This is a genomic window from Microbacterium sp. NPDC028030 (genome assembly GCF_040637855.1).
GTDB lineage: Bacteria > Actinomycetota > Actinomycetes > Actinomycetales > Microbacteriaceae > Microbacterium.
In genome coordinates, this window is record NZ_JBEZXF010000001.1 from 974,575 (window position 1) to 996,193 (window position 21,619).

Consider the following 21,619-nt stretch of genomic DNA (forward strand, 5'->3'; position numbering starts at 1 on the left):
GCGCATCCCCTCGGCATCCCGCAAATCCCCCCTCCTTAAGGATCACGCGTGGGCGCTTTCGAGCCTGGTGAAGGGTTCCGCAACTCCTCGGTCCCCGAGTCTCTCGGTGCCGCGCAGGAGTCCGCTCCCGCGGGTCGTCGTTCCCAGCGCACGAGTCGTCGCCTGCCGCGTCGCGCAGCGCTCGGTCGCCGGTCCTTCACGTCGACGCTGCGTTCGCTGGAAGAGCTGGTCGAGGCCGGGGCACAGGTGTCGGTGCACGTCGTCGACCTCGACAGCCACGTCCACGTGCTCGCGGGCGACGATCATGTGACCATGCCCGTCGCGGGTCTCGGCGTCGTACCCCTGCTGATCGAGGTCGCCGCGGGGTTCGAGAACGGCACCCTCGACCCGTTCGAGATCGTGGAGCGGTCGGATGTGGATGCCGTCGAGACCTCGGGCCTGTGGCGTCACCTGCATGCGCCGGCGCTTCCTCTCGAAGACCTCGCCGTCCTCGCCGCCACGGCGGGCGACCCGATCGCCGTGAACGCCCTGTTGCAGAAGGTCGGGCACGACCGGGTGCGCGCCCGTATCGAAGCGCTCGGGCTGCGTCGCACGGCCCTGCTCGATCGCTTCCGCGACCGGCGCGGACCGGATGACGCGCCCCAGGTCGCCGTGGGATCTGCACGCGAACTCGCCGGACTCTTCTCGGCCCTCGTCAACTCGCAAGTCGTCGACGCCGCGGTCAGCGCGCAGGTGTCGGAGTGGCTGAGCCTCAACCAGGACCTCAGCCTCGTGGCGTCGGCGACCGGACTCGACCCTTTCGCCCACGACCACGATGCCCACGGCCTGCTGTTCGTGAACAAGACCGGCCGCGACCGCGGCGTCCGTGCCGAAGCGGGCGTCCTCGCCGGTCCCCGTGCCGGGATCGCCTACGCGCTGATCGTGTGCTTCGACGACCTGTCCATCACGCACCGGCTCCGGGCCCACGACGTCTTCCGCGTCCTCGGCGTGGAGCTCATGGAGTACACGCACTAGCTGTTGTCCCTCCTTCTGCATCCACGCGCGCACGCCGCATCAGGCATTCGCGCCGCATCAGGCAGGTTGCGCGCGAATCCGCCTGTTCTCGCGTGTTCGCCTGCTCTCGCTAGCATCGGGGGATGCCGCGACCAGACTGGACCCCGCACCGCCGCGACGACGGCGAGCTGCTCGGGTGGATACATCCGGACGGCGACGACTGGGTCGCCGTCGACGTGCTCGGCAGACCGGTGTCCGCGCCGATCGAGTGGCTCGACGCCGAGGCGGCGCTGGAAGACCACGGCATCGCCTGGCTGGCCGAGCCGTGGATGCTCGAGGGCGAGGATGAGCGTCCGTTGCGGGTGCGCATCCTCGAAGTCACCCCCGACGAGGAAGGTGCGCCCGGACGCATCGTGGTGAAGGTGGACGACTTCGGCGACATGACCCGCCCGGCCACCGCGCAGTTCGTCCTCGCCTGGCCGATCCCCGCCCGGCTGCGTCCGCCCCAGGACGGCGATCCCGACCCGCGCGTGCTCTGACCTCGCGCACAGTTGACGCCGCCGACGTCGGCTGTCTAGTGTTTATGAAACACCTAGTTGCACTAGACAAAACGTGAGGGACTGCTCCATATGCCGATCACCGAATGGCCTGCTTCCCGCGCAGCATGGGAGCGAGCCCGGAACTCGCTCAGCGGCGGCGTCGCGACGGCGCTCCGCGCGAGCGCCCGACCGCACCCTATCTACTTCCGTGGCGGTGCCGGGGCGATCCTCACCGACATCGACGGCAACGACTACCACGACTACGTGCTCGGCTGGGGTCCGAACATCCTCGGCCACGGCAATCCTCGCCTGGTCGCCGCCGTGCAGGATCAGATCGTCCGAGGAGCGACTTACGGGTCCGGCCATCACCTCGAGTACGAAGTCGCCGAGCAGCTGCTCGAAGCATTCCCTGGAATGGAGCGGGTGCTGTGGTCCAACACCGGCACCGAAGCCGACCTGGCGGCGCTGCGGATCGTGCGTGCCGCGACGGGTCGCGATCACTTCGTCAAGTTCGGCGGGCACTACCACGGCTGGTCCGACCCGATGCTCGTGGGCTATCGTCCGGGCGATGCCTCGATGGGCGCCGTGGAGAGCCGCGGGCAGCTCGGCAGCTCGGCGGACTACGCGCACACCCTGCCGTGGGGAGACCTCGCGGCTCTCGAGTCGTTCCTCGCGTCGCGCGATGACATCGCAGCGGTGTTCCTGGAGCCCGTGCTGTGCAACTCGGGGGTGATCGAGCCACCCGTCGGTTTCCTCGAAGGCGTCAGGAGGATCTGCGACGAGCGCGGGCTGGTGCTCGTGTTCGACGAGGTCATCACCGGTCTGCGCATCGCGCGCGGCGGTGCGGTCGAACGCTACGGCGTGATCCCCGACATCGTCGTGCTGGCGAAGGCGGTCGCCGGCGGGCTCACCCTGTCCGCGCTCCTCGGGAAGGCGCGCTATCTCGACCTCACGCTCGAGGGGGTCACGCACGCCGGAACCTACAACGGCAACCCGCTCGTGCTCGCAGCGGCCGCCGCCACCCTGGCCGAGCTCTCTGCTCCCGGTGCCTTCGACGAGCTGGAGAGGCTCGGCGGGCGCCTCGCCTCCGGACTGAGGGAGGCTCTGGCCCGGCACGGCATCGTCGCCGCAGTCAACCAGGTCGGTCCCGTTGTGCAGGTCGGACTCGGCGTGGCGGCGATCACCGACTTCGACGACTTCCGCAGAACCGACCAGGAGGGGTACGCCGACCTCCTGGTCGAGCTGCTCCGTCGGGGGGTCTTCGCGGTGCCGGGTGGGCGCTGGTACCTCTCCACCGCGCACGACGAGGCTCTGGTCGACGACACGCTCGCCAGGGTCGACGAGTCGATCGCGGCGTTCGCGGCCGGTCGACGGTGACATCGCACCCTCGGGTGGCGGTCCTCGCCGTCTACCACGAGACCAACACCTTCTCGCCCCTGCGCACCGGCCTCGACGCCTTCGCCCGACGCTGGTACCGCGGGTCGGAGATCGTCACTGCGTTCGAGGGTACGAGGACGATGATCGGCGGGTTCCTCGACGGCGCCACAGCGGCGGGCCTGGAGACTGTGCCCCTGTTCGCGACCTTCGCCACGCCCTCCGGCACGGTCGAGCGTGCGGCGTTCGAGGCGATCCGGGCCGAGCTGCAGTCGGCCCTGTCGGCTGCGGAGGACATCGACGGCGTGCTGTTCGAGGTGCACGGCGACCTCTTCGTCGACGGCGAGCGGGACGCCGAGGAATCCCTCGTCCAGCTCGTGCGGGCGGTGCTCCCCGGCCGCCCCGTGGCGATCGCACTCGACATGCACGCGAACATGGCGGCGCCTCGACTCCGCGACGTCGAGATCGTGATCGGCTACCGCACCAACCCCCATGTCGACACGTATGAGCGGGGTGTCGATGCGGCACGGATGCTCGCACCGCTGCTGCGCGGCGAGCCGGTGCCGCACCGGGCGCATCGTGGGCTTCCGCTCGTCGCTGCCCCGGCGGCGCAGCGGACCGAGGATGAGCCGCTCCGTTCGCTCTGGGAGCTGGCAGATCGGATCGAAGCTCGTCCGGGGATCCGCAACGCCACCGTGCACGGGGGCTACGCGTACGCCGACACCGCGTTCACGGGCATGGGATTCCAGATCACGGCCGATCCGGATCACGCCGAGGCCGCCGAGGCTGCCGCCGATGAGCTGCTCGCTCTCGCGACCGGGACGGCGTCCCTCTTCCGACGCGACCTGCCGGGGGCAGCGGAGGCCGTGCGGATCGCGCTGGGAGCTACCGGGGTTCAGGTGATCGCCGACACCGGGGACAACATCAACGGCGGGTCACCGGGAGACACCACGTGGCTCGCGCACGAGGCGAGCGCTCATCCGGGACGACGGTTCCTCGGGACGATCGCGGATCCGCGTGCGCTCGCTCTGCTCCAGGAAGCGGGCGAGGGTGCCACGATAGGGGTCCGTCTCGGGGGATGGGCATCGCCGCGATCCGGCCCGCCGCTCGACCTCGAGGTCGAGGTGCTCAGGGTGACCGACGGCGTGTTCGCCAACACAGGTCCCATGGCCACCGGCGTGCAGGTGAGTATGGGTGGCGCAGCCTGGGTGCGCGCCGGCGGACTGGACCTCGTCGTGCAAGGGGAGGCGCGGCAGCCCAACGACCCCCACTTGTTCGGCAGCATGGGGATCGACGTCGGCGAGTACGACGTCCTCCTGCTCAAGGGTGCCGCGGCGCTGCGTGCCGGATGGGCGCCGCTCGTCTCCGGTTTCGTGGATGCGGGTACACCGGGGGAGACCGACTCCGTGCTCGAGCGATTGGACTACCGGAGGTCGCGTCCGCAGCTCCCGTGATCCCGGGCCGCAGGGGGCACGGGGGGTACGATGGAGCACCGCGGTCGGGCTCTCCCGGCCGGACTCGCCCAGGAGAGAAGAGCACACGGTGGCCCCAGAGGCGTCGACCCCGAGCAGGTACTCGATTCGAGCGGTCGACCGGGTGTGCGACGTCCTCGATCTCGTGCGTGCCAGCTCGGAAGGGGTCTCGCTGCTCACGGTCACGACCGAGACGGGTATGCCGAAGAGCACGGCCTTCCGGTACCTGACCGTGCTGGAGGAACGCAGCTTCGTCGAGCGGGACGCGGACACCTCGCTCTACCGGCTGGGCCTCGCCTTCCAGGCCCCCGACTCTGTGGGGCTGGAGCGACTCAAGCGCCTCGCAGAATCGCGCCTCACGCGGCTCCGTGACGACCTCGGCCTCACCGTGAACCTCGGTTACCTCGAAGGCGGTCAGGTCGTGCACGCGCTGGTGTACGAGAGCCCGCGTCAGATGCGGCTCGCGGCGCGGGTTGGCGAGCGAAGCCTCATCCATTCGACGGCGCTGGGGAAGGTCATGGTCGCGGTGCGCGGCGAGGAGTCGGTGCGCTCGATCCTCGCGATGCACGGCATGCCGCGGTACACCGAGAAGACCATCACCGACCCCGACGCCTATCTGGCGGAACTCGCCGAGGTGCGCGAGCGAGGCTATGCGATGGACGAGTCGGAGAACCAGATCGGCGGTCGCTGCGTCGCCGTCGCTCTGCAGGGCACGGCGATCCCGGCCGGCCTGAGCGTGAGCGCACCGGACACGCAGCTGCCCCTCGACGAGGTGCCGACCGTGGTCTCCCAGCTCTCCCGCGTCGCCAAAGCCCTCACGAAGGAGCTGGCCAGCCCCGCCTGAGCCCCTGTGCGCGTCGCTGCCGCGGGGGTCAGGTCAGCAGTCGTCGAAGTGTCGCGAGTGCGTTGGCATCCGACGTCGGGCCTCCGCCTTCGTGACCGTTGAAGGGCCAGACCTCGATCTCCTTCGGACCGCGCCATTCGTGGAAAGCACCGAACACGGTCGACGGCGGGCACGTCGCGTCCATGAGCCCTGCGCTGAAGGTCGCCGCCCCGGTGCCGCGGCGCGCGAGGTTGACGCCGTCGAAGTAGGCGAGCGTGCGGCGGACGGTGGCGGCTTCCTCGCGGTGCACGGCGAGGAAGCGCGTGATCTCGCTGTACGGCGGCTCGTCGTTGAGGCCGAGCGCCCGCGGGAAGTCGCACAGGAAGGGCACCTGGGCGATCACGGCCTTGACGTCGTCGGCGAGTGCTCCTGCCGCGAGGGCGAGACCGCCGCCCTGACTGCGGCCCAGTACGCCCACCCGCTGCGGATCGACCTCCGCCATGGTGCGGACGGCGTCGACCGCGAGCACCGCATCGGCATAGAGTCGTCGGTAGTAGTAGGTGCGCGGATCCTGGATGCCTCGGGTCATGACTCCGGGGAACTGCGGCCCGGTGCCGTGACGATCCTCGGTCGCACCGGCCTTCCACGACGAGCCCTGGCCGCGGGTGTCCATCGTGAGGTGGGCGAACCCGGCACTCGCCCACAGCAGATCGTCCGTCGCATGCCCGCGACCACCCCCGTAACCGACGTACTGCACCACCGCGGGGAGGGGGCCTCGTGCACCACGGGGGAGGCGCAGCCAGGCCCGCACCGGATCGCCGAGGTAGCCGGAGAACGTGACGTCGTACACCAACAGCGTCGTGAGGCCGGCGTCGACCCGCTCCCGTCGCGGCGTCCACGCTGCCTCCCGGCTCTCCCTGAGCGTTTCCGACCAGAAGGCGTCGAAGTCCTCCGGTTCCTGCTGCACGCTCCGGTACGCGCGCAGCTCGGGTTCGGCGAGATCCGTGAACATGCTGTCCCTTCGGGTCGCGGTCAGGGGGCCGAGGCGTCGACGGCGGTCCAGCGGTCGTCGGCCGCCGAGCGGACGAGGGCCTCCGCGGTGCTGAGGGCCGCGAGCCCATCGTCCAGACCCACTCGGGGTGTCACGCCGCGGTCGCCCGCGAGCTCGAGCAGATGCGCGGCCTGTCGGGCGAGCGGTTCGGCCGGCGACTCGGCGAAGTCGTGGTGACGTTCCAGGTTCTCGCCCGCACGTCGAACCGAGATCGTGCCGCGGGCGATGTCGGCGAACAGCGTGCCGCCGCTGCCGACCACGTGGAGCGTGCGCGTGCCGCGCTGGTCGACGTAGTCGAGGTGCACGGCGCCGACGATGCCGCTCTGATGCCGCAGCAGCGCGTCGACGAGGTTGGGTGACTCGACATGCGGCACGTGATCCACGGTGCGGGCGGTTGCGACGACTTCGCCCACAGGTCCGAAGATCCACCGCAGGTAGTCCCACTCGTGCGAGTAGTCGCGGTACAGCCGGTCGGCGGATGCTGTCGCGAAGCGGGAGGCTGCCGCGGGTATCGTCCCATAGGCACCGAGCATCACCTGGAACGAGACGGGATGGCCGATCTCGCCGTCGAGGATCATCCGTCGGGCGGTCTCGACCACGCGTCGATGTCGCAGCACATAGCCGACGAGCACGGGTGCGGCGGACGCGCGCAGCGACGGGAGGGCGTCGGTCAGTGCCGTCGAGGATTCCGCGACCGGCTTCTCCACCAGGGTCGGGATACCCCGAAGCGAGGCCGCGGACAGCTGCGAGATGTGCACGTGGTCGGGCCCGGCGATGATGAGGGCGTCGAGGTCGCCGTCGACGAGTGCGTCGAAGCTCGTCGTGACCTCGTCCACGAGACCTCGGGAGAGCGCCTCCTCCCGCATCTCCGGGCTGGGGTCGAAGGCGACGATCCGCGTGCCAGCGGTCCGACGCAGCGCCTGGGCGTGCTGGCGGGCGATCGATCCGAGGCCGCTCAGGGCCACACGACGGGTCGGGTGCACAGGGGTCCTTCCGGGGCTTTCGAAGTGTTTCATTCTGTGGAATGATTTTCACCACTCTATGAGACACATTGATATCGCGTCCCCGGGGCGCTGTCAATCGGCCCTCCCGAAAGGATCGACTCCTTGTCTGCTTCGCCTTCCTCCTTCCTCGATCGGTTCTCGCTGCGCGGGCGATCGGTCGTCGTCACCGGGGCCAGCGGCCTCTACGGCAGCCTCTTCGCCCGTGCCCTCGCCGAGGCGGGCGCCCACGTCGTCGTGACCTCGCGCGAAGGGGGGCGTGCGGAGCATTCGGCCGACACCCTGCGCGCAGACGGACTGGAGGCGTCGGCGATGTCGCTCGACCTGGCGAGCGCCGAGAGCACCGCACGCTTCGCCTCGGCGTTCCTCGAGCGGTTCGGTGCGCCGGACGTGCTGGTCAACAACGCCGTCCATCGCGCGGGGGGAGGGCTGTTCGAGACGAGCGTCGACGACTGGGAGTCGACGTCGGCGGTCAACTCCCGCGGTCTTTTCCACGTCACGCAGTCCCTCGCGAAGGGTATGGCGGATCGGGGGTCGGGGTCGATCATCAACATCGGATCGATCTACGGCGTGGTCGCCCCCGACTTCTCGATCTACGAGGGGACCGGTATGACGATGCCGGCCTTCTACTCGTTCGACAAGGCGGGCATGGTCGGCTTCACGCGGTACCTCGCCGCTGCCCTCGGTCCCCTCGGTGTGCGCGCCAACTGCATCTGCCCCGGCGGATTGCGCTCGGAGGGCCAGGATGAACGGTTCGTCGACGCCTACGAGCGCCGCGTGCCGCTGCGCCGACTCGCGGACGAGGACGACGTGACCGGGACGCTCGTCTACCTCGCCTCGGATGCGGCCTCGTACGTCACCGGCGCGGTCATCCCGGTCGACGGCGGCTGGTCGTCGATGTGATTTCTCTTGACACCGGCGACGGTGGCCGACAGACTGCATGGAAATGAAACAGGAAGTTTCATTTGAAGGGAGCCTCCGGTGCAGCTGACCGCCGACTGCACGCTCGTCGCGAGCGGCTATCTCGGATTCGGGATCAGCGATCCATGGGATGGGCATGCCTACCTGCTCACCTCGGGCCGTGAGGCGGTGCTCATCGACACCGGTGCCGGGCGTGCGCCGGAGCAGCTTCTCGCTCGCGTCCGCACCGCTCTCGAAGGGCGCACGCTGATGGGCGTCCTCGTGACGCATGGGCACGTCGACCACTCGGGCGGGACCGCTGATCTCGCGGGCGAGCTCGGCGCGCCCGTCTTCGCCTCGGCGCTCACGGCGCAGTGGCTCGCGGTCGCGGACGAGGAGGCCATCGGTCTGCCGGAAGCGCGCCGGACGGGCGTGTATCCCGCCGATCAGGTGCTGCACGCCGTCGCCGGCGTCGAGGTCGCCGAGAGGATCGCGGTCGGCTCGGTCGTCGTGCATGCGGTGCCGACACCCGGTCACAGCGCCGATCACACCGCGTACCTCGCCGAGCTGCCGAGCGGGCGTGCGCTCTTCAGCGGCGATCTGGTCTTCGCGCAGGGGAGGACCGCCGTGCTCGACACGCCTGACACGGACGAGGTCGCCTACCTCCGCAGCCTCCGCGCCGTCGACGAGCTGGGTGTCGCGCAGCTCTTCCCCGGACACGGGGCCGTCGCGCTCAGTGCGGGTGACCAGCACATCCGGGCAGCCGTCGCGGCCTACGCGCAGGGCGGGCGACCGGCGGGACTCGTCGCATGACCGCGCTCGCAGGGCGTCGGGTGCTCGTCACGGGCGGCGCGACCGGCATCGGGGCGGCGATCAGTGCCGCGCTCCTCGAGGCGGGAGCCCGTGTCGTGGTGGCGCAACGCACCAGGGCCGAGCTCGATGACGCCCTCACCGCCTCCGGTCTCGGCGATCGGGTCGACGGTGTCGTGTCGGACCTCTCGGAGGCGGGGGCCGCCGAGCGCCTGGTCGATCACGCGGCCGACATCCTCGGAGGTCTCGACGGCCTCGTCAACAACGCGGCCATCACCGGGCCGCCCGCCCATCGCGCGCTGCTCGACGTCGACGATGTCTACGTCGACGGCATGCTGGCCGTGAATCTTGGCGCCGCGATCCGGTGCAGCGCGGCCGCGGCCCGGCACATGATCGCGGCGGGCGGCGGAGTCATCGTCAGCACCGCGTCCGTCCTCGCCCACACCGCCGCACCGGCGGCGGCGGTGTACTCGGCCACCAAGGCGGGGCTCCTCGGATTCACGCGGAGCGCGGCTCTCGAGCTCGCTCCGTATGGCATCCGCGTGCTCACCGTCTCGCCGGGCGACATCGACACGCCCTCCAGCGTCGCACCGCCGAGTCCGCCCGATCAGCGTGCGGTGCGCACCCCCGCGGCCGGACGTCGCGGACGCCCCGAGGAGATCGGCGCGGTCGTGCGATTCCTTCTGAGCGTGGACGCCGGATACCTCACCGGAATCGACATCCTCGTCGACGGCGGTTTCCTCCTCTCCTGACCTCCACCACCCAACCCGACCTTGGAGTCTCAAATGACAACCCGTGACGCGCTGCCCTCTGGAATCGTCACTCCTCTCGTCACCTTCCTCACCCCCGACGGCGAACCCGACGCCGCGGCGATGAACGTCCTCACCGAGGCGCAGATCTCCGCCGGTATCCACGGTCTCCTGGCCGTCGGTTCGACCGGCGAGCTCGGTTCGCTCACGCCTGCTCGTCGCGCCAGGACCATCGAGGTCGTCGTCGATGCCGCTGCCGGCCGTGTCCCGGTCTGGGGAGGGGTCGCCGGACTCGGCACCGACGAGGCCGTCGTCGCCGCGCGCGATGCGGTCGCCGCCGGTGCCGATGCCGTGCTCGTGCTCCCTCCTCTGTTCTTCGACTCCAGCGACAGCGAACTGGAGCGGCACTTCTCGCTCGTCGCCGCAGCGGTCGATGTGCCGGTGGTCGCCTACGACGTACCGCCGCGCACGCCGAGGAAGCTCCCGGCCGGCGTCATCGCCCGGCTCGCGACCGACGGCGCGCTGGCAGGCGTCAAGGACTCATCGGGCGACCTGACCGCGGGACGGCTCCTGGTCGAGGCTGTGTCGGGCATCGAGGGGTTCCGCACCTACATCGGGTCGGAGATCACGATCGATGCGGCATTCGTCCTCGGCTTCGACGGCATCGTGCCGGGCTTCGCCAACGTGCTCCCCGCGCCGGCGGTGGCGATGTACGACGCGCACCGCGACGGCGCGGCCGACCTCGAATCCGTGCGCCGATACCTGGCGCTCTTCGAGGTGCTGCGCGTGAGCCTCGACGGAGCGGGAGGCCCGGCGGCGGCGATCAACGCGCTGAAGGTCGGGGCCGCTCACACGCTCGGCCTTCCCGTGTCTCCCGTCGCCGAGCCCTTCACGGCGCCCACCGACGGCTTCGCCTCCCGCATCCGAGGCATCGTCGACGCCGCGCGGGAGTCATGATGTCGGACGCCCTCCGCATCGACGATGTCGGCATCGTCGCCGACGCGCCGGCGATGTTCCCCGCAGCCGTGCGCACCCCGACCGCCCACGTCGTGGCCTACTCGACGGTGCCGGACGGCTGGCCGGGGGGAGAGGTGCACGTCACCCGTTCCCTCGACGGCGGAGCGACGTGGACCCGCGCGGTGCCTGTCGCGGTGCCGCGCGGCGACGAGGAGGCGGTGCTCGGGGCGATCGGCATGGCGCGCTTGTCCGATGGCACGATCCTCCTCCCGGTCAACACCGTCCGCTGGACCCCGGGGGAGGGCACGGCCGGTCGCCGCATCGCCCTCCGGCTGGTGCGTTCCCGCGACGACGGCGCGACCTGGGACGCCGGCGACGACGTGCGGATCGACTTCCACTGGCCCGCGGTCTACGGCGAGATCCTGGAGTTCGACGACGGTGAGCTTCTGTGGCCGATCTGGGGGCGGCAGCGAGCGGAGGAGAAGTGGCGCTCGGCCGTGCTGAGCTCGCGGGACGCCGGAGCATCCTGGCGGATCGCCGGGACCATCGCCTTCGACCCGGATGCCTCTCTCACGGGTGCGTACGTCGACACCGGGAACGGCGACAGGGCGGACGGCGACGAGGACACATCGGACCCGTCTTTCCGCCCGCACGACCCCACCGACGGATTCTCGGAGACCAGCGTGTGCCTGCTCGAGGACGGTCGACTCCTCGCGGTCCTGCGGCAGCAGGGCGTCGGCCGAGACGAGACGCTGCGGTTCCATCGCGCGTACTCCGCCGACAGGGGTGCGACCTGGACGCCGTACGAGCAGTTGGCGTTCTCCGGGATGTCCCCGGCCCTGGCGCGCTTCGGCGACGGGCGGCTGCTGCTCGTCTCGCGGCGCTGCGCGCCGGAGGGGAGCGGGATCGAGCCGGCCGTCGAGGCCCGGGTCGGCGACCCGCAAGGGGCCACGTGGAGCGAACCCGTGGCCTTGCGGGACCCGCGCGACGGACGGCTGACCGCCGAGTACCAGTGCGGGTATCCCGCCGTCGTGCGCGAGGGCTCCGCCTTCCGGGTCTACTTCTATTCGTACGACGAGCGCAGCGGTCGCTACGTCGGCTGGAACACACTCGCGAGACCGTGAGGTTTCAGTAAATGAAACGCGAAGTTTACAAGAATGAGACAATCTCCTCTTCCCTTTGAGAAGAAGACGCGGGAGTATTGCGAAATGAAACCTGTAGTGCCGACAGATGAGACGCCGGTTCGCGGGGTTCACGGAGCCACCTCCCGAAACGCATTCCGAGAAAGGTACCCGCTGTGAAGAAGAGAACACTGCTCGCGGTCGTCGCGGGCGTTGTCGCGCTCTCCTTGGCCGGCTGTTCATCGCCGAGCACGCCGAACGAGACGGGATCCCGCGATGTCAGCGTCCAGCTCTACAACGCCCCCAGCACCTTCAGCCCGCTGATCCTCCAGGTCGGCGGAAACCAGCTGATCCAGACCCTGCACTGGGACAGCCTCGTCGGCGTCGACGACCAGGGTCAGTTCGAACCCCGCCTCGCCGAGAGCTGGGAGGTCAGCGACGATGCGACGGTCTGGACCTTCCACCTCCGCGAGGGCGTGAACTGGAGCGACGGCGAACCGTTCACCTCCGACGACGTCGTGTACACGCTCAACCTGATGGCCGACCCCGAGTCGGGATCGCAGATCTCCGGGGTCTTCGCCGACATCGTCGGTGCGGCCGAGGTCGCCGCAGGTACAGCAGACTCCGTCAGCGGCATCGAGGCCGTCGACGACACCACGGTCACGCTCACCCTGACCCACCCGAACTCGGCGAAGATCATCGACTTCGCCGAGCCGCAGTACTTCATGCTCCCCGAGCACGTCTACGGCGAGATGCCCGTCGCCGACCTGGCGACGAACCCCGCCTTCCGGGAGCCGGAGGTCGGGATCGGACCGTACCTGTTCTCGAAGTGGGTCACCGACGAGGAGGTCGAGTTCGTTCCGAACCCCGAGTACCGGGAAGACCTGGGCCTCGACCACGTCTACGCGAAGTTCATGGCCACGGACGCGTCTCAGGCGCAGCTGCAGACCGGAGAGATCGACTTCTCGCAGGTCGCCGCCTCTGACGCCGATCGCATCCGCGAGCTCTCCGGGGTGTCCTTCCACGAGATCGGCGGCCCCGGCATCATGGCGCTGCACAACGCGTGGGACGCGGGCAAGCTGTCCGACCCGCGGGTGCGACAGGCGATCATGTACGGCATCGACCGTGAGGCCCTCGTCGACCAGGTGATCGCCGGGTACGGCGAAGTCGTCGACACCGTCCAGCACGGGCCGGACTGGGCTGTGCCCGACGATCTGGTCCACTACACCCGTGACGTCGACAAGGCCAAGGAACTCCTCGCCGAGGCCGGCTGGGACCCGGCGACCGAGGTCCGCCTCGAGATCGTCCCCGGTCCGAAGGACCGCGAGCAGGCGCTGACCATCATCGCCGGTCAGCTGCAGGAGATCGGCATGAACGCCAAGGTGACGCAGTACGACAACGCCGCGCTCGGCGAAGCCATCAAGAACCGCGACTTCGACCTGCTGATCTCGGGCTACGGACTGTTCAACGTCGACCCTGCCGCTTTGAACGTGCGGCTCCTGTGCGACAACGGCGCCCTCTCCGGTTACTGCAACCCCGACCTCGACGCCGCGCTGCTCGCGGGCATCGCCACGACGGACCAGGACGAACGGGCGGCGGCGTACGCCGACGCGCAGCACATCATCAACACCGAGCTGCCGATCTTCCCGCTCTACGTGCCGGACACGCTGGCGGCGACCAGCGAGCGGCTCAAGGGGTTCAAGGTGAACCCGCTCCCGACGAACGCCTTCTGGAACATCGCGGAATGGACCGTCGAGTGAGCTGACACACCCATCGATCGGCGCCGCGGGCTCGATGATCCCGCGGCGCCGATCCCCGCATCCCCTCCCACTCCGAAGAAAGGGCGCACATGGCGGCTTTCCTCGTCCGTCGGCTGCTGATCTCCGTCGCCGTGCTGTTCGGCATCAGCCTCCTCCTCTTCATCCTCGTGCGCACGATGCCGGGCGATCCGGCGGAGATGATGCTCAATCCGATCGGCTTCGTGGGTGACCGTGAAGCCGCTCTCGAACGCCTGCGGGAACAGCTCGGCCTGACGCAATCGCTCCCCGTGCAGTATGTGCGGTGGATCGGCGAGCTGCTCCAGGGCAACCTGGGCTACTCCTACACGGACGGGCGCCCGGTCGCCGTCGTCCTGTCGGAGCGGCTGGGCGCCACCGTGCGGCTCGTGAGCTTCGCGCTCGTCATCGCCCTGGTGGTCGGCATCTCGCTGGGAATCATCGCCGCCCTCCGCCGAAACACGATCGCCGACTACGGACTCAGCTTCGTCAGCCTGATCATGATCTCGGTGCCGCCGTTCTTCGTCGCGCTGGTCGGGATCTTCGTCTTCGGACTCACCCTGCGCTGGCTGCCCACCGCGGGAATGGGGTCACCAGGAGGCGGCGGAGGATTCCTCGATGCGCTTTACTATCTGCTGCTGCCCGGCAGCATCCTCGGTCTCATGCTCGCCGGGCCGTACCTGCGCTATGCCCGGTCGAGCATGATCGAGGTGCTCGGTCAGGACTATATGACGACGGCGAGGTCCAAGGGGCTCAGCAGCGGTCGGATCGTGCTGCGTCATGGTCTGCACAACGCGCTGATCCCGCTCGTGACGGTCGTCGCCCTGCAGATCCCGGTGCTGTTCGCCGGGGCCGTGATCATCGAACAGCTGTTCTCCTGGCCGGGCGTCGGCCGCATGGCGCTGGACGCCATCCTCGCGCGCAACTACCCGATCCTGATGGGCTTCGTGATGATGATCGCGCTGCTGGTGCTGCTGTGCAACCTGGTGGCCGACATCCTCTACGCGATCATCGACCCGCGGATCAGATTGTGAGGCCGTGACATGACCGATACTGTCGCAGCACCCGTCTCCTCGCCCGGCGCACCTCAGGAGTTGAGTCCGCGCAGGCTCGCCCTCCGCCGGTTCCTCCGCCATCGTCTCGCCGTCGTCGGCGCCGTCGTGCTGCTTGTCGTCGTGCTCGCCGCCGTCGTGGGGCCGCTACTCCTCCCGTTCGATCCGAACGCCGTCGATCCGTCGGCGATCCGTCAGCCCCCGAACGCCGAGCACCTCCTCGGCACCGACTCCGCCGGTCGCGACGTGCTCGCGCGTCTGCTCGCCGGTGGGCGGGTCTCGCTGCTGGTCGGGCTCACGGTCGCCCTGACCGCGACTGTCATCGGACTCGTGCTCGGTGCGATCGCCGGCTTCTTCGGCGGCTGGGTCGATTCGGTGCTCAGCCGCATCACCGACGTGGTCTTGTCGTTCCCGACCCTGATCGTCGTGATCATCATCGTGGCGTTCACCGGGCCCAGCATCACCACCATGATCCTCGCCGTCGGGCTCTTCGAGTGGCCGACAGCGTTCCGCATCGTGCGCGGACTCGTGCTCTCGCTCCGCGACCAGGACAGCATCAGGGCGGTGCGCGGACTCGGCGCGAGCACCGCGCACATCCTCGTCCGGCACGTCATCCCCTCGGTGATCGCCCCCCTCACGGTGGTCGCGACGATCCTGGTGGCGCAGGCGATCCTGCTCGAGGCCGGGCTGTCGTTCCTCGGACTCGGCGTGCCGCCGCCCACCGCGAGCTGGGGGAACATGCTCAACGAAGCGCAGTCGTTCACCGTCCTCCAATCGATGCCCTGGTTGTGGATACCTGCGGGATGCGCGATCGCGATCACCGTTCTCGCGGTGAACTTCATCGGCGATGGCCTCCGCGACGCCTCCGACCCGAGGAGCCACCGATGATCGACAACACCTACTTCACATCCGACCCCGTCGGCTCTCTCCTCTCGCTGCAGGACGTCGTGACCGAGTTCCGCACCGAGTCGGGGACGGTCCGTGGGGTGGACGGCGTGTCCTACGACGTGCGCCCAGGGGAGTGCCTCGGCGTGGTCGGGGAGTCGGGCTCGGGCAAGAGCGTGACCATGATGTCGGCGCTGGGTCTTCTCCCGCCGTCGGCCGTCGTCCGTGGCGGCCATGCCTACTTCGCCGGACACGACCTGCTGACGGAATCGGAGAAGGAGCTCTCCCGTCGGCGCGGTCGTGACATCGGGGTGATCTTCCAAGACCCGATGACGGCCCTGAATCCCGTCATGACCATCGGTGAGCAAATTGCCGAGTCGATCCGGCGGCACGACCGGCGACTCGGCAGACCGGCGGTCCGAGCCCGGGTGCACGAGCTGCTGAGCGACGTCGGCATCGCCGACGCCGCGCGGCGGGCGAAACAGTACCCGCATCAGTTCTCCGGGGGAATGCGACAACGCGTGATGATCGCGATCGCGATCGCCAACCGGCCGAAGCTCATCATCGCGGACGAGCCGACGACCGCGCTCGACGTGACCATCCAGGCGCAGATCCTCGACCTGCTGGTGCGCGTGCGCGACGAGGTCGATGCCGCGCTGGTGCTGATCACCCACGACCTCGGCGTGATCGCCGAGATGGCGGATCGCGTGGTGGTCATGTACGGCGGAAGGGTGGTCGAGCAGGCGCCCGTGGACGCTCTTTTCCACGACACCCGGCATCCGTACACGCAGTCGCTGCTCTCGAGCCTTCCGCGGATGGATCGCAGCACCACACGTCTGGCGACCGTGGGGGCGCGCCCCGAGCTGCCGCCGACCGGCACCGTCGCCCTCCCGGGGAGCGGAGCGCCCTCCGGGGACCATCGGCTCGTGCGGGTGGGGGAGGACCACTACGTCGACCCGGCCTATGCGCAGAGCGAGCGGATCGAGGTGCTGTCATGAGCGCGGACACGACCACGCCGATCCTCCTGGTGGAGGACCTCGTCAAGGAGTACCCGGGGCGTCAGAGACTGATCGGACGCGAGCGTGGAGCCGTCAAGGCGGTCCGGGGCGTCTCCTTCCACGTCGCACCGGGTGAGACCCTGGCGATCGTTGGCGAGTCCGGCTCGGGCAAGACCACCGTGGCCAAGACGATCATGGGGTTCGAGGCCCCGACCCAGGGGCGCATCGAGTTCGAGGGACGCGACATCACCCGGCTGCGCCCCGCGGCCTGGCGCCCGCTGCGCCGAGAGCTGCAGTTCGTCTTCCAGGACCCCTACGCCTCGCTCCCGAGCCGGATGCCGATCGGCGACATCATCGCGGAGCCCCTGCGGATCCACGGCGTCGGCGACCGGGACGCACGGCGCGCGCGGGTGCGCGAACTGCTCGGCCTCGTCGGACTGCGCCCGGAGTTCGCCGCCAGGTACCCGCACGAGTTCTCCGGCGGACAGCGGCAGCGGGTCGGCATCGCGCGTGCGCTCGCCCTGGAACCGCGGATGCTCATCCTCGATGAACCCGTCTCGGCGCTGGACGTCTCCATCCAGGCGCAGGTGATCAACCTCCTCGCCGATCTACAGGCGGAGCTGGGGCTCAGCTACCTCTTCATCGCGCATGACCTCGCCGTGGTGCGCCACATCGCACATCGCGTCGCGGTGATGTACCTCGGCGAGATCGTGGAGCAGGGGTCGACCGAGTCGGTGTTCGACGACCCGCAGCACGATTACACGCGTCGCCTCCTGGCCTCCGTGCCGGTGCCCGATCCCCGCCTGCGGCGCCGAGGCGTCCGTCACGAGACGGAGGTCACGACATGAGCGCTCCCCTCCCGTGCCGGGGCATGTGGCGATTCCACGACCGCCTGCCGATCCGCGACCCGCGACACATCGTCTCGCTCGGGGAAGGCGACACGCCCCTCCTCGACCTCAGCGACACTCTGGGGAGACGGCTCGGCCTCGGCTCGCTGCACCTGAAGGCCGAGGACCGCAATCCGACCGGATCCTTCAAAGCCAGGATCGCGTCTGTCGCCGCCTCACTCGTGCGGCAGGACGGCCTCGCGGGCCTCGTCGGAACGTCGTCGGGAAACGGAGGAGCCGCAGCCGCCGCCTACGCCGCCGCGGCCGGGAGTCGAGCCGTCCTCTTCACCCTCTCCGACACCGTGCCGGTCAAGCTGCTGGAGATCACGGCAGCCGGAGGGACGGCGTACCGGGTCGAGGGAGTCGGCCATGATGCCGCCTCGACGGCGGCCGTTGCCGATGCCATCGCTGCAGCCGCGCGCACGAGCGGGCACTACCCGATGCTGACCGGCTTCCACTACGCGCCCGAGGCGATGAGCGGAGTCGAGACGATCGCGTACGAGATCTCCGAGGACGTGCCAGACCTCTCCGTGGTGTACGCCCCGGTCGGCGGCGGTGGCCTGCTCACGGGCCTGGGCAGGGGATTCGCAACGGCGGGTGGATCCGTGCGCGTCGTCGGGGTGCATCCGGAGGGGGCGGCGGCGCTGCCCGCAGCGCTCGGGGGCGATCTGTCCGGCATGCGAGGTCCCGTGCAGACCTCGATCTCCGGTCTGCAGATGGCGATCCTGTACGACGCCGAGGGCGCATCCCGCGCGGTGCTCTCCTCCGGCGGACACGCGACGGCCGTGAGCGATGACGATGTGCGCGACGTGCAGGGACTGCTCGCCAGGGAGCACGGCATCCTCGTGGAGCCCGCCGGTGCCACGGCGCTCGCCGGAGTCATCGCCGACGTCCGCTCGGGCAAGGTGGGTCACGACGATCGGGTCGCCGTGGTCCTCACCGGCGCCGGATACAAGGACGTCGAGGCGCTACGCCGGATCGCCGGCGCGCACGAGGTCCCGGTGATCCCTGCCGATGCCGTCGCCGGCGTGCTCGCACGGCTCACAGAGAGGCAGATGGATGAGTGAGCACGGAGCGGATCCGCTGGCTCGGCGGCTCTCGACCGCCGACGGACGCATCGGCGTGGACGTGTTCGAGCAGCGCGGCCGCCAGGACGGCCCGCACGTCGTGGTGCTCGGAGGCGTGCACGGTGACGAAATCGGGGGGATCGTCGCGGCAGGGACCGTCGCCGACACCATCCGTACCCTGCGCGCCGGTCGGGTGACCGTGATCCCGGTCGCGCACGAGGCCGCACGCCGCGCCGACATGCGGGTATCTCCCGAGGACGGCGGCAACCTCGCCCGGAGCTTCCCCGGCCGTGCGGATGGCAGTCAGACGGAGCAGTTGGCGCACCTCCTCACGTCCGAGGTGCTCGCGCACGCCGACGTGATCGTCGACCTTCACACCTCCAACAGCGCGGCGGACATGCCGCTCTTCGTCGGCTGCCTCGACGACGGCAGCGCCGCTGCGGACGAGGCCGTCCGCCTCGCATTCGGGCTCGGAATGCCGATGCTCTGGACACATCCGCGCCTCGGTCCCGGCCGCACGCTCACCGTCGCGGCGGAGCGGGGGATCCCGGCGCTGTATGTCGAGTCGCCCCTCGGCGGGGTCCTGGAACGCAGATACGTCGACGCGTACGCAGACGGCGTGCGCGCCGTGCTCGAAGCCTGCGGGCTGGTCGCCGCCGAGACCCCGCCGCGTACGCGTCCCACCCCTGCGCTGTGGGTGCATGGGGACGGCGACACCGATGCGTTCTCCGCCGTGACGTCTGATGGCTTCTTCGAACGGATCGTGGCGCTCCTCGACCCCGTCCGTCGAGGCGATCCGGTCGGTCGTGTCATCGACGTCTTCGGGCGGGAGCAGGAGATCGTCATCGCCCCGAGCGACGGCATCGTCACCACATTGCAGCGCGCGGCCGCCATCGTCTCCGGTCAGCCGGTGGTCGGTGTGACGCCCGTCCGGCCCGGAGTGCTCGGTCTCGCCTCCGACGACCTCGTCACGACAAGGAATCCACTATGAGCGACGCCAACTACTCCATCCGCTCCGTGCAGCGGGTCTGCGACATCCTGGACCTGGTCCAGGCGACCTCCGACGGACTCAGTCTCATGGACTTCGCCGAGGCCACGGAGCTCCCCAAGAGCTCGGTGTTCCGCTACCTCAGCACGCTCGAACAGCGGGGGTACGTCGAGCGCGATGACAGCGGCGACTACCGCATGGGGATCTCCCTGAACGGCGATCGGCTCGAAACCCTCTCGCGGCGCCTGCGCCCTCAGCTCGTCGCCATGCGCGACCGTTTCGGCGAGACGATCAACCTCGGACTCCTCGACGGCTCGCGGGTGGCGTACCTGGAGATCGTCGAGAGCCGCGCGTCGATCCGCAACGCTCCACGTGCCGCGGAACGGGAGTTCATCCACGCCACGGCGCTCGGCAAGGTCCTCGCCACGCGGATGACCACCGCGCAGGTGCGGGCGATCCTGCACCAGGAGGGCATGCCCGCGCTGACGGAGAACACGATCGTCGACCAGGACGAGTACCTGGCGGAGGTCGAGCGCACCAGGGAACGGGGGTATGCGCTCGACGACGAGGAGAACGAGATCGGCGGACGCTGCCTTGCTGTCCTCGTGCCGCGCACCACGCTGCCGGTGGCGGTGAGCCTGTCGGCGCCGACGAGTCGTCTGTCGGTCGCGGAGACCGCCGCCGTCGCCCGCGGGATGAGCGAGATGATCGGCGCTGCAGCGGCCTTCGCCGACAGCGATCTCGGCGCTGCCTCCGGGGTCCCCGCGTGAGAAGGGCGCGAGTCGGGTCGGAACGACGACCACGATGATCGACGGACTCACCCTCGGCGCCTACGCCGCCGAGCCGCGAAGGCCTGCGTTCGACGAGCGATCCGAGCGGAGGTGGTTCCAAGCGCTCGCCGCCATCGAAGGCGCACGCGGCCTCGAGGTCTTCTTCCGGGGGACGCTGCACCCGCGCGGACCGGAGCATCTCGCGCAGCTGCTTCCTGAGGGGTGGCATCTTGTCGTCACTGCACTTCCCCAGGCCATCGCCGGCAGCGCGACGGACCCTCGCTATGGGCTCGCCTCGTCGGATGCCGACGGTCGGCGTGCGGCCGTGGACGACATCAGACGGCTTCTCGCCGAGGCGCGGCGCCTCGACGCCGTGCTCGGGAGGACGGCCGTGCGCGCGATCGAGCTGCACTCGGCTCCGCGGGCGGTCGACAGCGTGAGTGCGGACGCGTCGGCGCTCGCCCTGTCCCTGCGCGAGCTCACGGACGCGGCCGAAGGGACTGCGCTGATCGTCGAGCACTGCGACGCCCTCCTCGCGGGGCAGACACCGGTCAAGGGATACCTGTCCTTGGCCGCGGAGCAGGCCGCGGTCGCCGAGGCGCAGGCAGCGGGCGCGGTGTCCGGTCAGTCCGTGAACTGGGGCCGATCCGCGATCGAGGGTCGCTCGGCGCGCACCCCGGTCGAACACGTCCGGCAGCTCGTCCGGGCGGGGACTCTGTCAGGGCTGATGTTCTCCGGGGCGCCGGCGACGGCGGGAGCGCTCGGTGCAGCCTGGGACGACCTTCACAACCCGTTGCGGTCCGACGATCCGGCATCTCTGCTGGATGGCGACGGCGTGCGGATGACCCTTGACGAGATCGATGCGGCGTCCTGGGAACGGATGCTGTTCCTGGGTGCCAAGGTGCAGGACCCCGAGGATTCCGTGGAGTTCGAGCACAGGCTCGCACCCCTGAGAAGGGCGATCGGCGCGATCAGCGCCGGGATGGAGAAGAGATGATCGACCACTTCGGGGCCCACCCCGACCGCGTGCTCAGCCGCTCCGTGCGAGCGGGGGACTGGCTCTACGTGTCGGGGCAGGCGTCCACCGACCCGGAGACCGGGGCGTTCGTCCCCGGCACGTTCGACGAGGAGTTCCGACGCTCGGTCGAGAACCTCGACCGAGCGCTCGCCGAGGCGGGTGCCGACCGCGGCGCCCTGGTGCGCCTCGGCGTCTTCGTGCGCGACGAGGACGCGCTTCCGAGATACAACGAGCTGTATCTGCAGACTTTCGCGCATCCGCGTCCTGCGAGGACGACCATCGCGATGGGGTTCGGGTTCCTGCAGTTCGAGATCGAGGCCGTGGCCTACCTCGGCGACTGAACCCTGCAAGCCCACGGGGGCGGGATCGTGAGGAATTCCCGGCTGAGT

General features: G+C 69.8%; 22 protein-coding genes. 20 read left to right on the forward strand and 2 right to left on the reverse strand.

What is annotated here, in order from left to right; all coding sequences use genetic code 11:
* Positions 1-48: 48 nt before the first annotated feature.
* The 5 genes from AB0E56_RS04800 (at position 49) to AB0E56_RS04820 (ending at position 5,222) form a co-directional block, all read left to right on the forward strand.
* Entirely contained in the window at positions 49-1,014 is a 966-nt protein-coding gene (locus tag AB0E56_RS04800) for a serine hydrolase (protein ID WP_359797058.1), read from the forward strand.
* Positions 1,015-1,136: 122 nt separating this feature from the next.
* A complete protein-coding gene (locus AB0E56_RS04805; protein ID WP_359797059.1) occupies positions 1,137-1,532 on the forward strand; it encodes a hypothetical protein in 396 nt (131 codons plus the stop codon).
* Positions 1,533-1,622: 90 nt separating this feature from the next.
* Entirely contained in the window at positions 1,623-2,909 is a 1,287-nt protein-coding gene (locus AB0E56_RS04810; protein ID WP_359797061.1) for an aminotransferase class III-fold pyridoxal phosphate-dependent enzyme, read from the forward strand.
* A gap of 14 nt (positions 2,910-2,923) precedes the next feature.
* Complete coding sequence (locus AB0E56_RS04815) at positions 2,924-4,360, forward strand: M81 family metallopeptidase (RefSeq protein WP_359797062.1); 1,437 nt, start codon at positions 2,924-2,926, stop codon at positions 4,358-4,360.
* Between the two features lie 88 nt (positions 4,361-4,448).
* Positions 4,449-5,222: an IclR family transcriptional regulator gene (locus AB0E56_RS04820; RefSeq protein WP_359797063.1), complete on the forward strand. Its 774-nt coding sequence runs from the start codon at positions 4,449-4,451 to the stop codon at positions 5,220-5,222.
* A 28-nt stretch (positions 5,223-5,250) separates the two neighbouring features.
* Here the strand turns inward: AB0E56_RS04820 and AB0E56_RS04825 are convergent, their stop codons facing one another.
* Both AB0E56_RS04825 and AB0E56_RS04830 read right to left on the reverse strand, forming a co-directional pair.
* Positions 5,251-6,213 carry an acetylxylan esterase gene (locus tag AB0E56_RS04825; RefSeq protein ID WP_359797065.1) on the reverse strand — a complete coding sequence of 321 codons (963 nt, stop codon included), beginning with the start codon at positions 6,211-6,213 and terminating at the stop codon, positions 5,251-5,253.
* Positions 6,214-6,233: 20 nt separating this feature from the next.
* Positions 6,234-7,235, reverse strand: coding sequence for a Gfo/Idh/MocA family oxidoreductase (locus tag AB0E56_RS04830; protein ID WP_359797067.1), 1,002 nt, complete (start codon positions 7,233-7,235; stop codon positions 6,234-6,236).
* Between the two features lie 123 nt (positions 7,236-7,358).
* On the opposite strand from AB0E56_RS04830, the gene AB0E56_RS04835 reads away from it, so the two are divergent.
* From AB0E56_RS04835 to AB0E56_RS04905, 15 genes are all read left to right on the forward strand, one after another.
* The gene (locus AB0E56_RS04835) at positions 7,359-8,156 is read left to right on the forward strand and encodes an SDR family oxidoreductase (RefSeq protein WP_359797069.1); all 798 of its coding nucleotides are present in this window, start codon (positions 7,359-7,361) and stop codon (positions 8,154-8,156) included.
* A gap of 78 nt (positions 8,157-8,234) precedes the next feature.
* The gene (locus tag AB0E56_RS04840) at positions 8,235-8,966 is read left to right on the forward strand and encodes an MBL fold metallo-hydrolase (RefSeq protein WP_359797071.1); all 732 of its coding nucleotides are present in this window, start codon (positions 8,235-8,237) and stop codon (positions 8,964-8,966) included.
* Positions 8,963-9,715 carry an SDR family oxidoreductase gene (locus tag AB0E56_RS04845; RefSeq protein WP_359797073.1) on the forward strand — a complete coding sequence of 251 codons (753 nt, stop codon included), beginning with the start codon at positions 8,963-8,965 and terminating at the stop codon, positions 9,713-9,715. The genes AB0E56_RS04840 and AB0E56_RS04845 overlap by 4 nt, the downstream gene beginning before the upstream one ends.
* A gap of 33 nt (positions 9,716-9,748) precedes the next feature.
* The gene (locus AB0E56_RS04850; protein ID WP_359797074.1) at positions 9,749-10,669 is read left to right on the forward strand and encodes a dihydrodipicolinate synthase family protein; all 921 of its coding nucleotides are present in this window, start codon (positions 9,749-9,751) and stop codon (positions 10,667-10,669) included.
* Entirely contained in the window at positions 10,669-11,793 is a 1,125-nt protein-coding gene (locus tag AB0E56_RS04855; protein WP_359797076.1) for a sialidase family protein, read from the forward strand. The genes AB0E56_RS04850 and AB0E56_RS04855 overlap by 1 nt, the downstream gene beginning before the upstream one ends.
* 173 nt (positions 11,794-11,966) lie before the next feature.
* Positions 11,967-13,550 (forward strand): ABC transporter substrate-binding protein, encoded by a 1,584-nt coding sequence (locus AB0E56_RS04860; RefSeq protein ID WP_359797078.1) that lies wholly within the window; start codon positions 11,967-11,969, stop codon positions 13,548-13,550.
* Between the two features lie 89 nt (positions 13,551-13,639).
* Positions 13,640-14,599 carry an ABC transporter permease gene (locus tag AB0E56_RS04865; RefSeq protein ID WP_183151134.1) on the forward strand — a complete coding sequence of 320 codons (960 nt, stop codon included), beginning with the start codon at positions 13,640-13,642 and terminating at the stop codon, positions 14,597-14,599.
* Positions 14,600-14,608: 9 nt separating this feature from the next.
* Positions 14,609-15,505, forward strand: a complete 897-nt coding sequence (gene opp4C, locus AB0E56_RS04870) for an oligopeptide ABC transporter permease (protein ID WP_359797079.1) — start codon at positions 14,609-14,611, stop codon at positions 15,503-15,505.
* Positions 15,502-16,500 (forward strand): ABC transporter ATP-binding protein, encoded by a 999-nt coding sequence (locus AB0E56_RS04875; RefSeq protein ID WP_359797081.1) that lies wholly within the window; start codon positions 15,502-15,504, stop codon positions 16,498-16,500. Before opp4C ends, AB0E56_RS04875 begins: the two co-directional genes overlap by 4 nt.
* Complete coding sequence (locus tag AB0E56_RS04880; protein WP_359797083.1) at positions 16,497-17,348, forward strand: ATP-binding cassette domain-containing protein; 852 nt, start codon at positions 16,497-16,499, stop codon at positions 17,346-17,348. The genes AB0E56_RS04875 and AB0E56_RS04880 overlap by 4 nt, the downstream gene beginning before the upstream one ends.
* On the forward strand, positions 17,345-18,454 hold the full coding sequence (locus tag AB0E56_RS04885; RefSeq protein WP_359797085.1) for a pyridoxal-phosphate dependent enzyme: 1,110 nt from the start codon (positions 17,345-17,347) through the stop codon (positions 18,452-18,454). The genes AB0E56_RS04880 and AB0E56_RS04885 overlap by 4 nt, the downstream gene beginning before the upstream one ends.
* Complete coding sequence (locus AB0E56_RS04890) at positions 18,447-19,445, forward strand: M14 family metallopeptidase (protein ID WP_359797086.1); 999 nt, start codon at positions 18,447-18,449, stop codon at positions 19,443-19,445. Before AB0E56_RS04885 ends, AB0E56_RS04890 begins: the two co-directional genes overlap by 8 nt.
* Positions 19,442-20,212, forward strand: a complete 771-nt coding sequence (locus AB0E56_RS04895) for an IclR family transcriptional regulator (protein ID WP_359797088.1) — start codon at positions 19,442-19,444, stop codon at positions 20,210-20,212. Before AB0E56_RS04890 ends, AB0E56_RS04895 begins: the two co-directional genes overlap by 4 nt.
* Positions 20,213-20,246: 34 nt before the next feature.
* The gene (locus AB0E56_RS04900; RefSeq protein WP_359797089.1) at positions 20,247-21,209 is read left to right on the forward strand and encodes a DUF4862 family protein; all 963 of its coding nucleotides are present in this window, start codon (positions 20,247-20,249) and stop codon (positions 21,207-21,209) included.
* On the forward strand, positions 21,206-21,571 hold the full coding sequence (locus tag AB0E56_RS04905) for a RidA family protein (protein ID WP_183151125.1): 366 nt from the start codon (positions 21,206-21,208) through the stop codon (positions 21,569-21,571). Before AB0E56_RS04900 ends, AB0E56_RS04905 begins: the two co-directional genes overlap by 4 nt.
* The last annotated feature ends 48 nt before the right edge of the window (positions 21,572-21,619 follow it).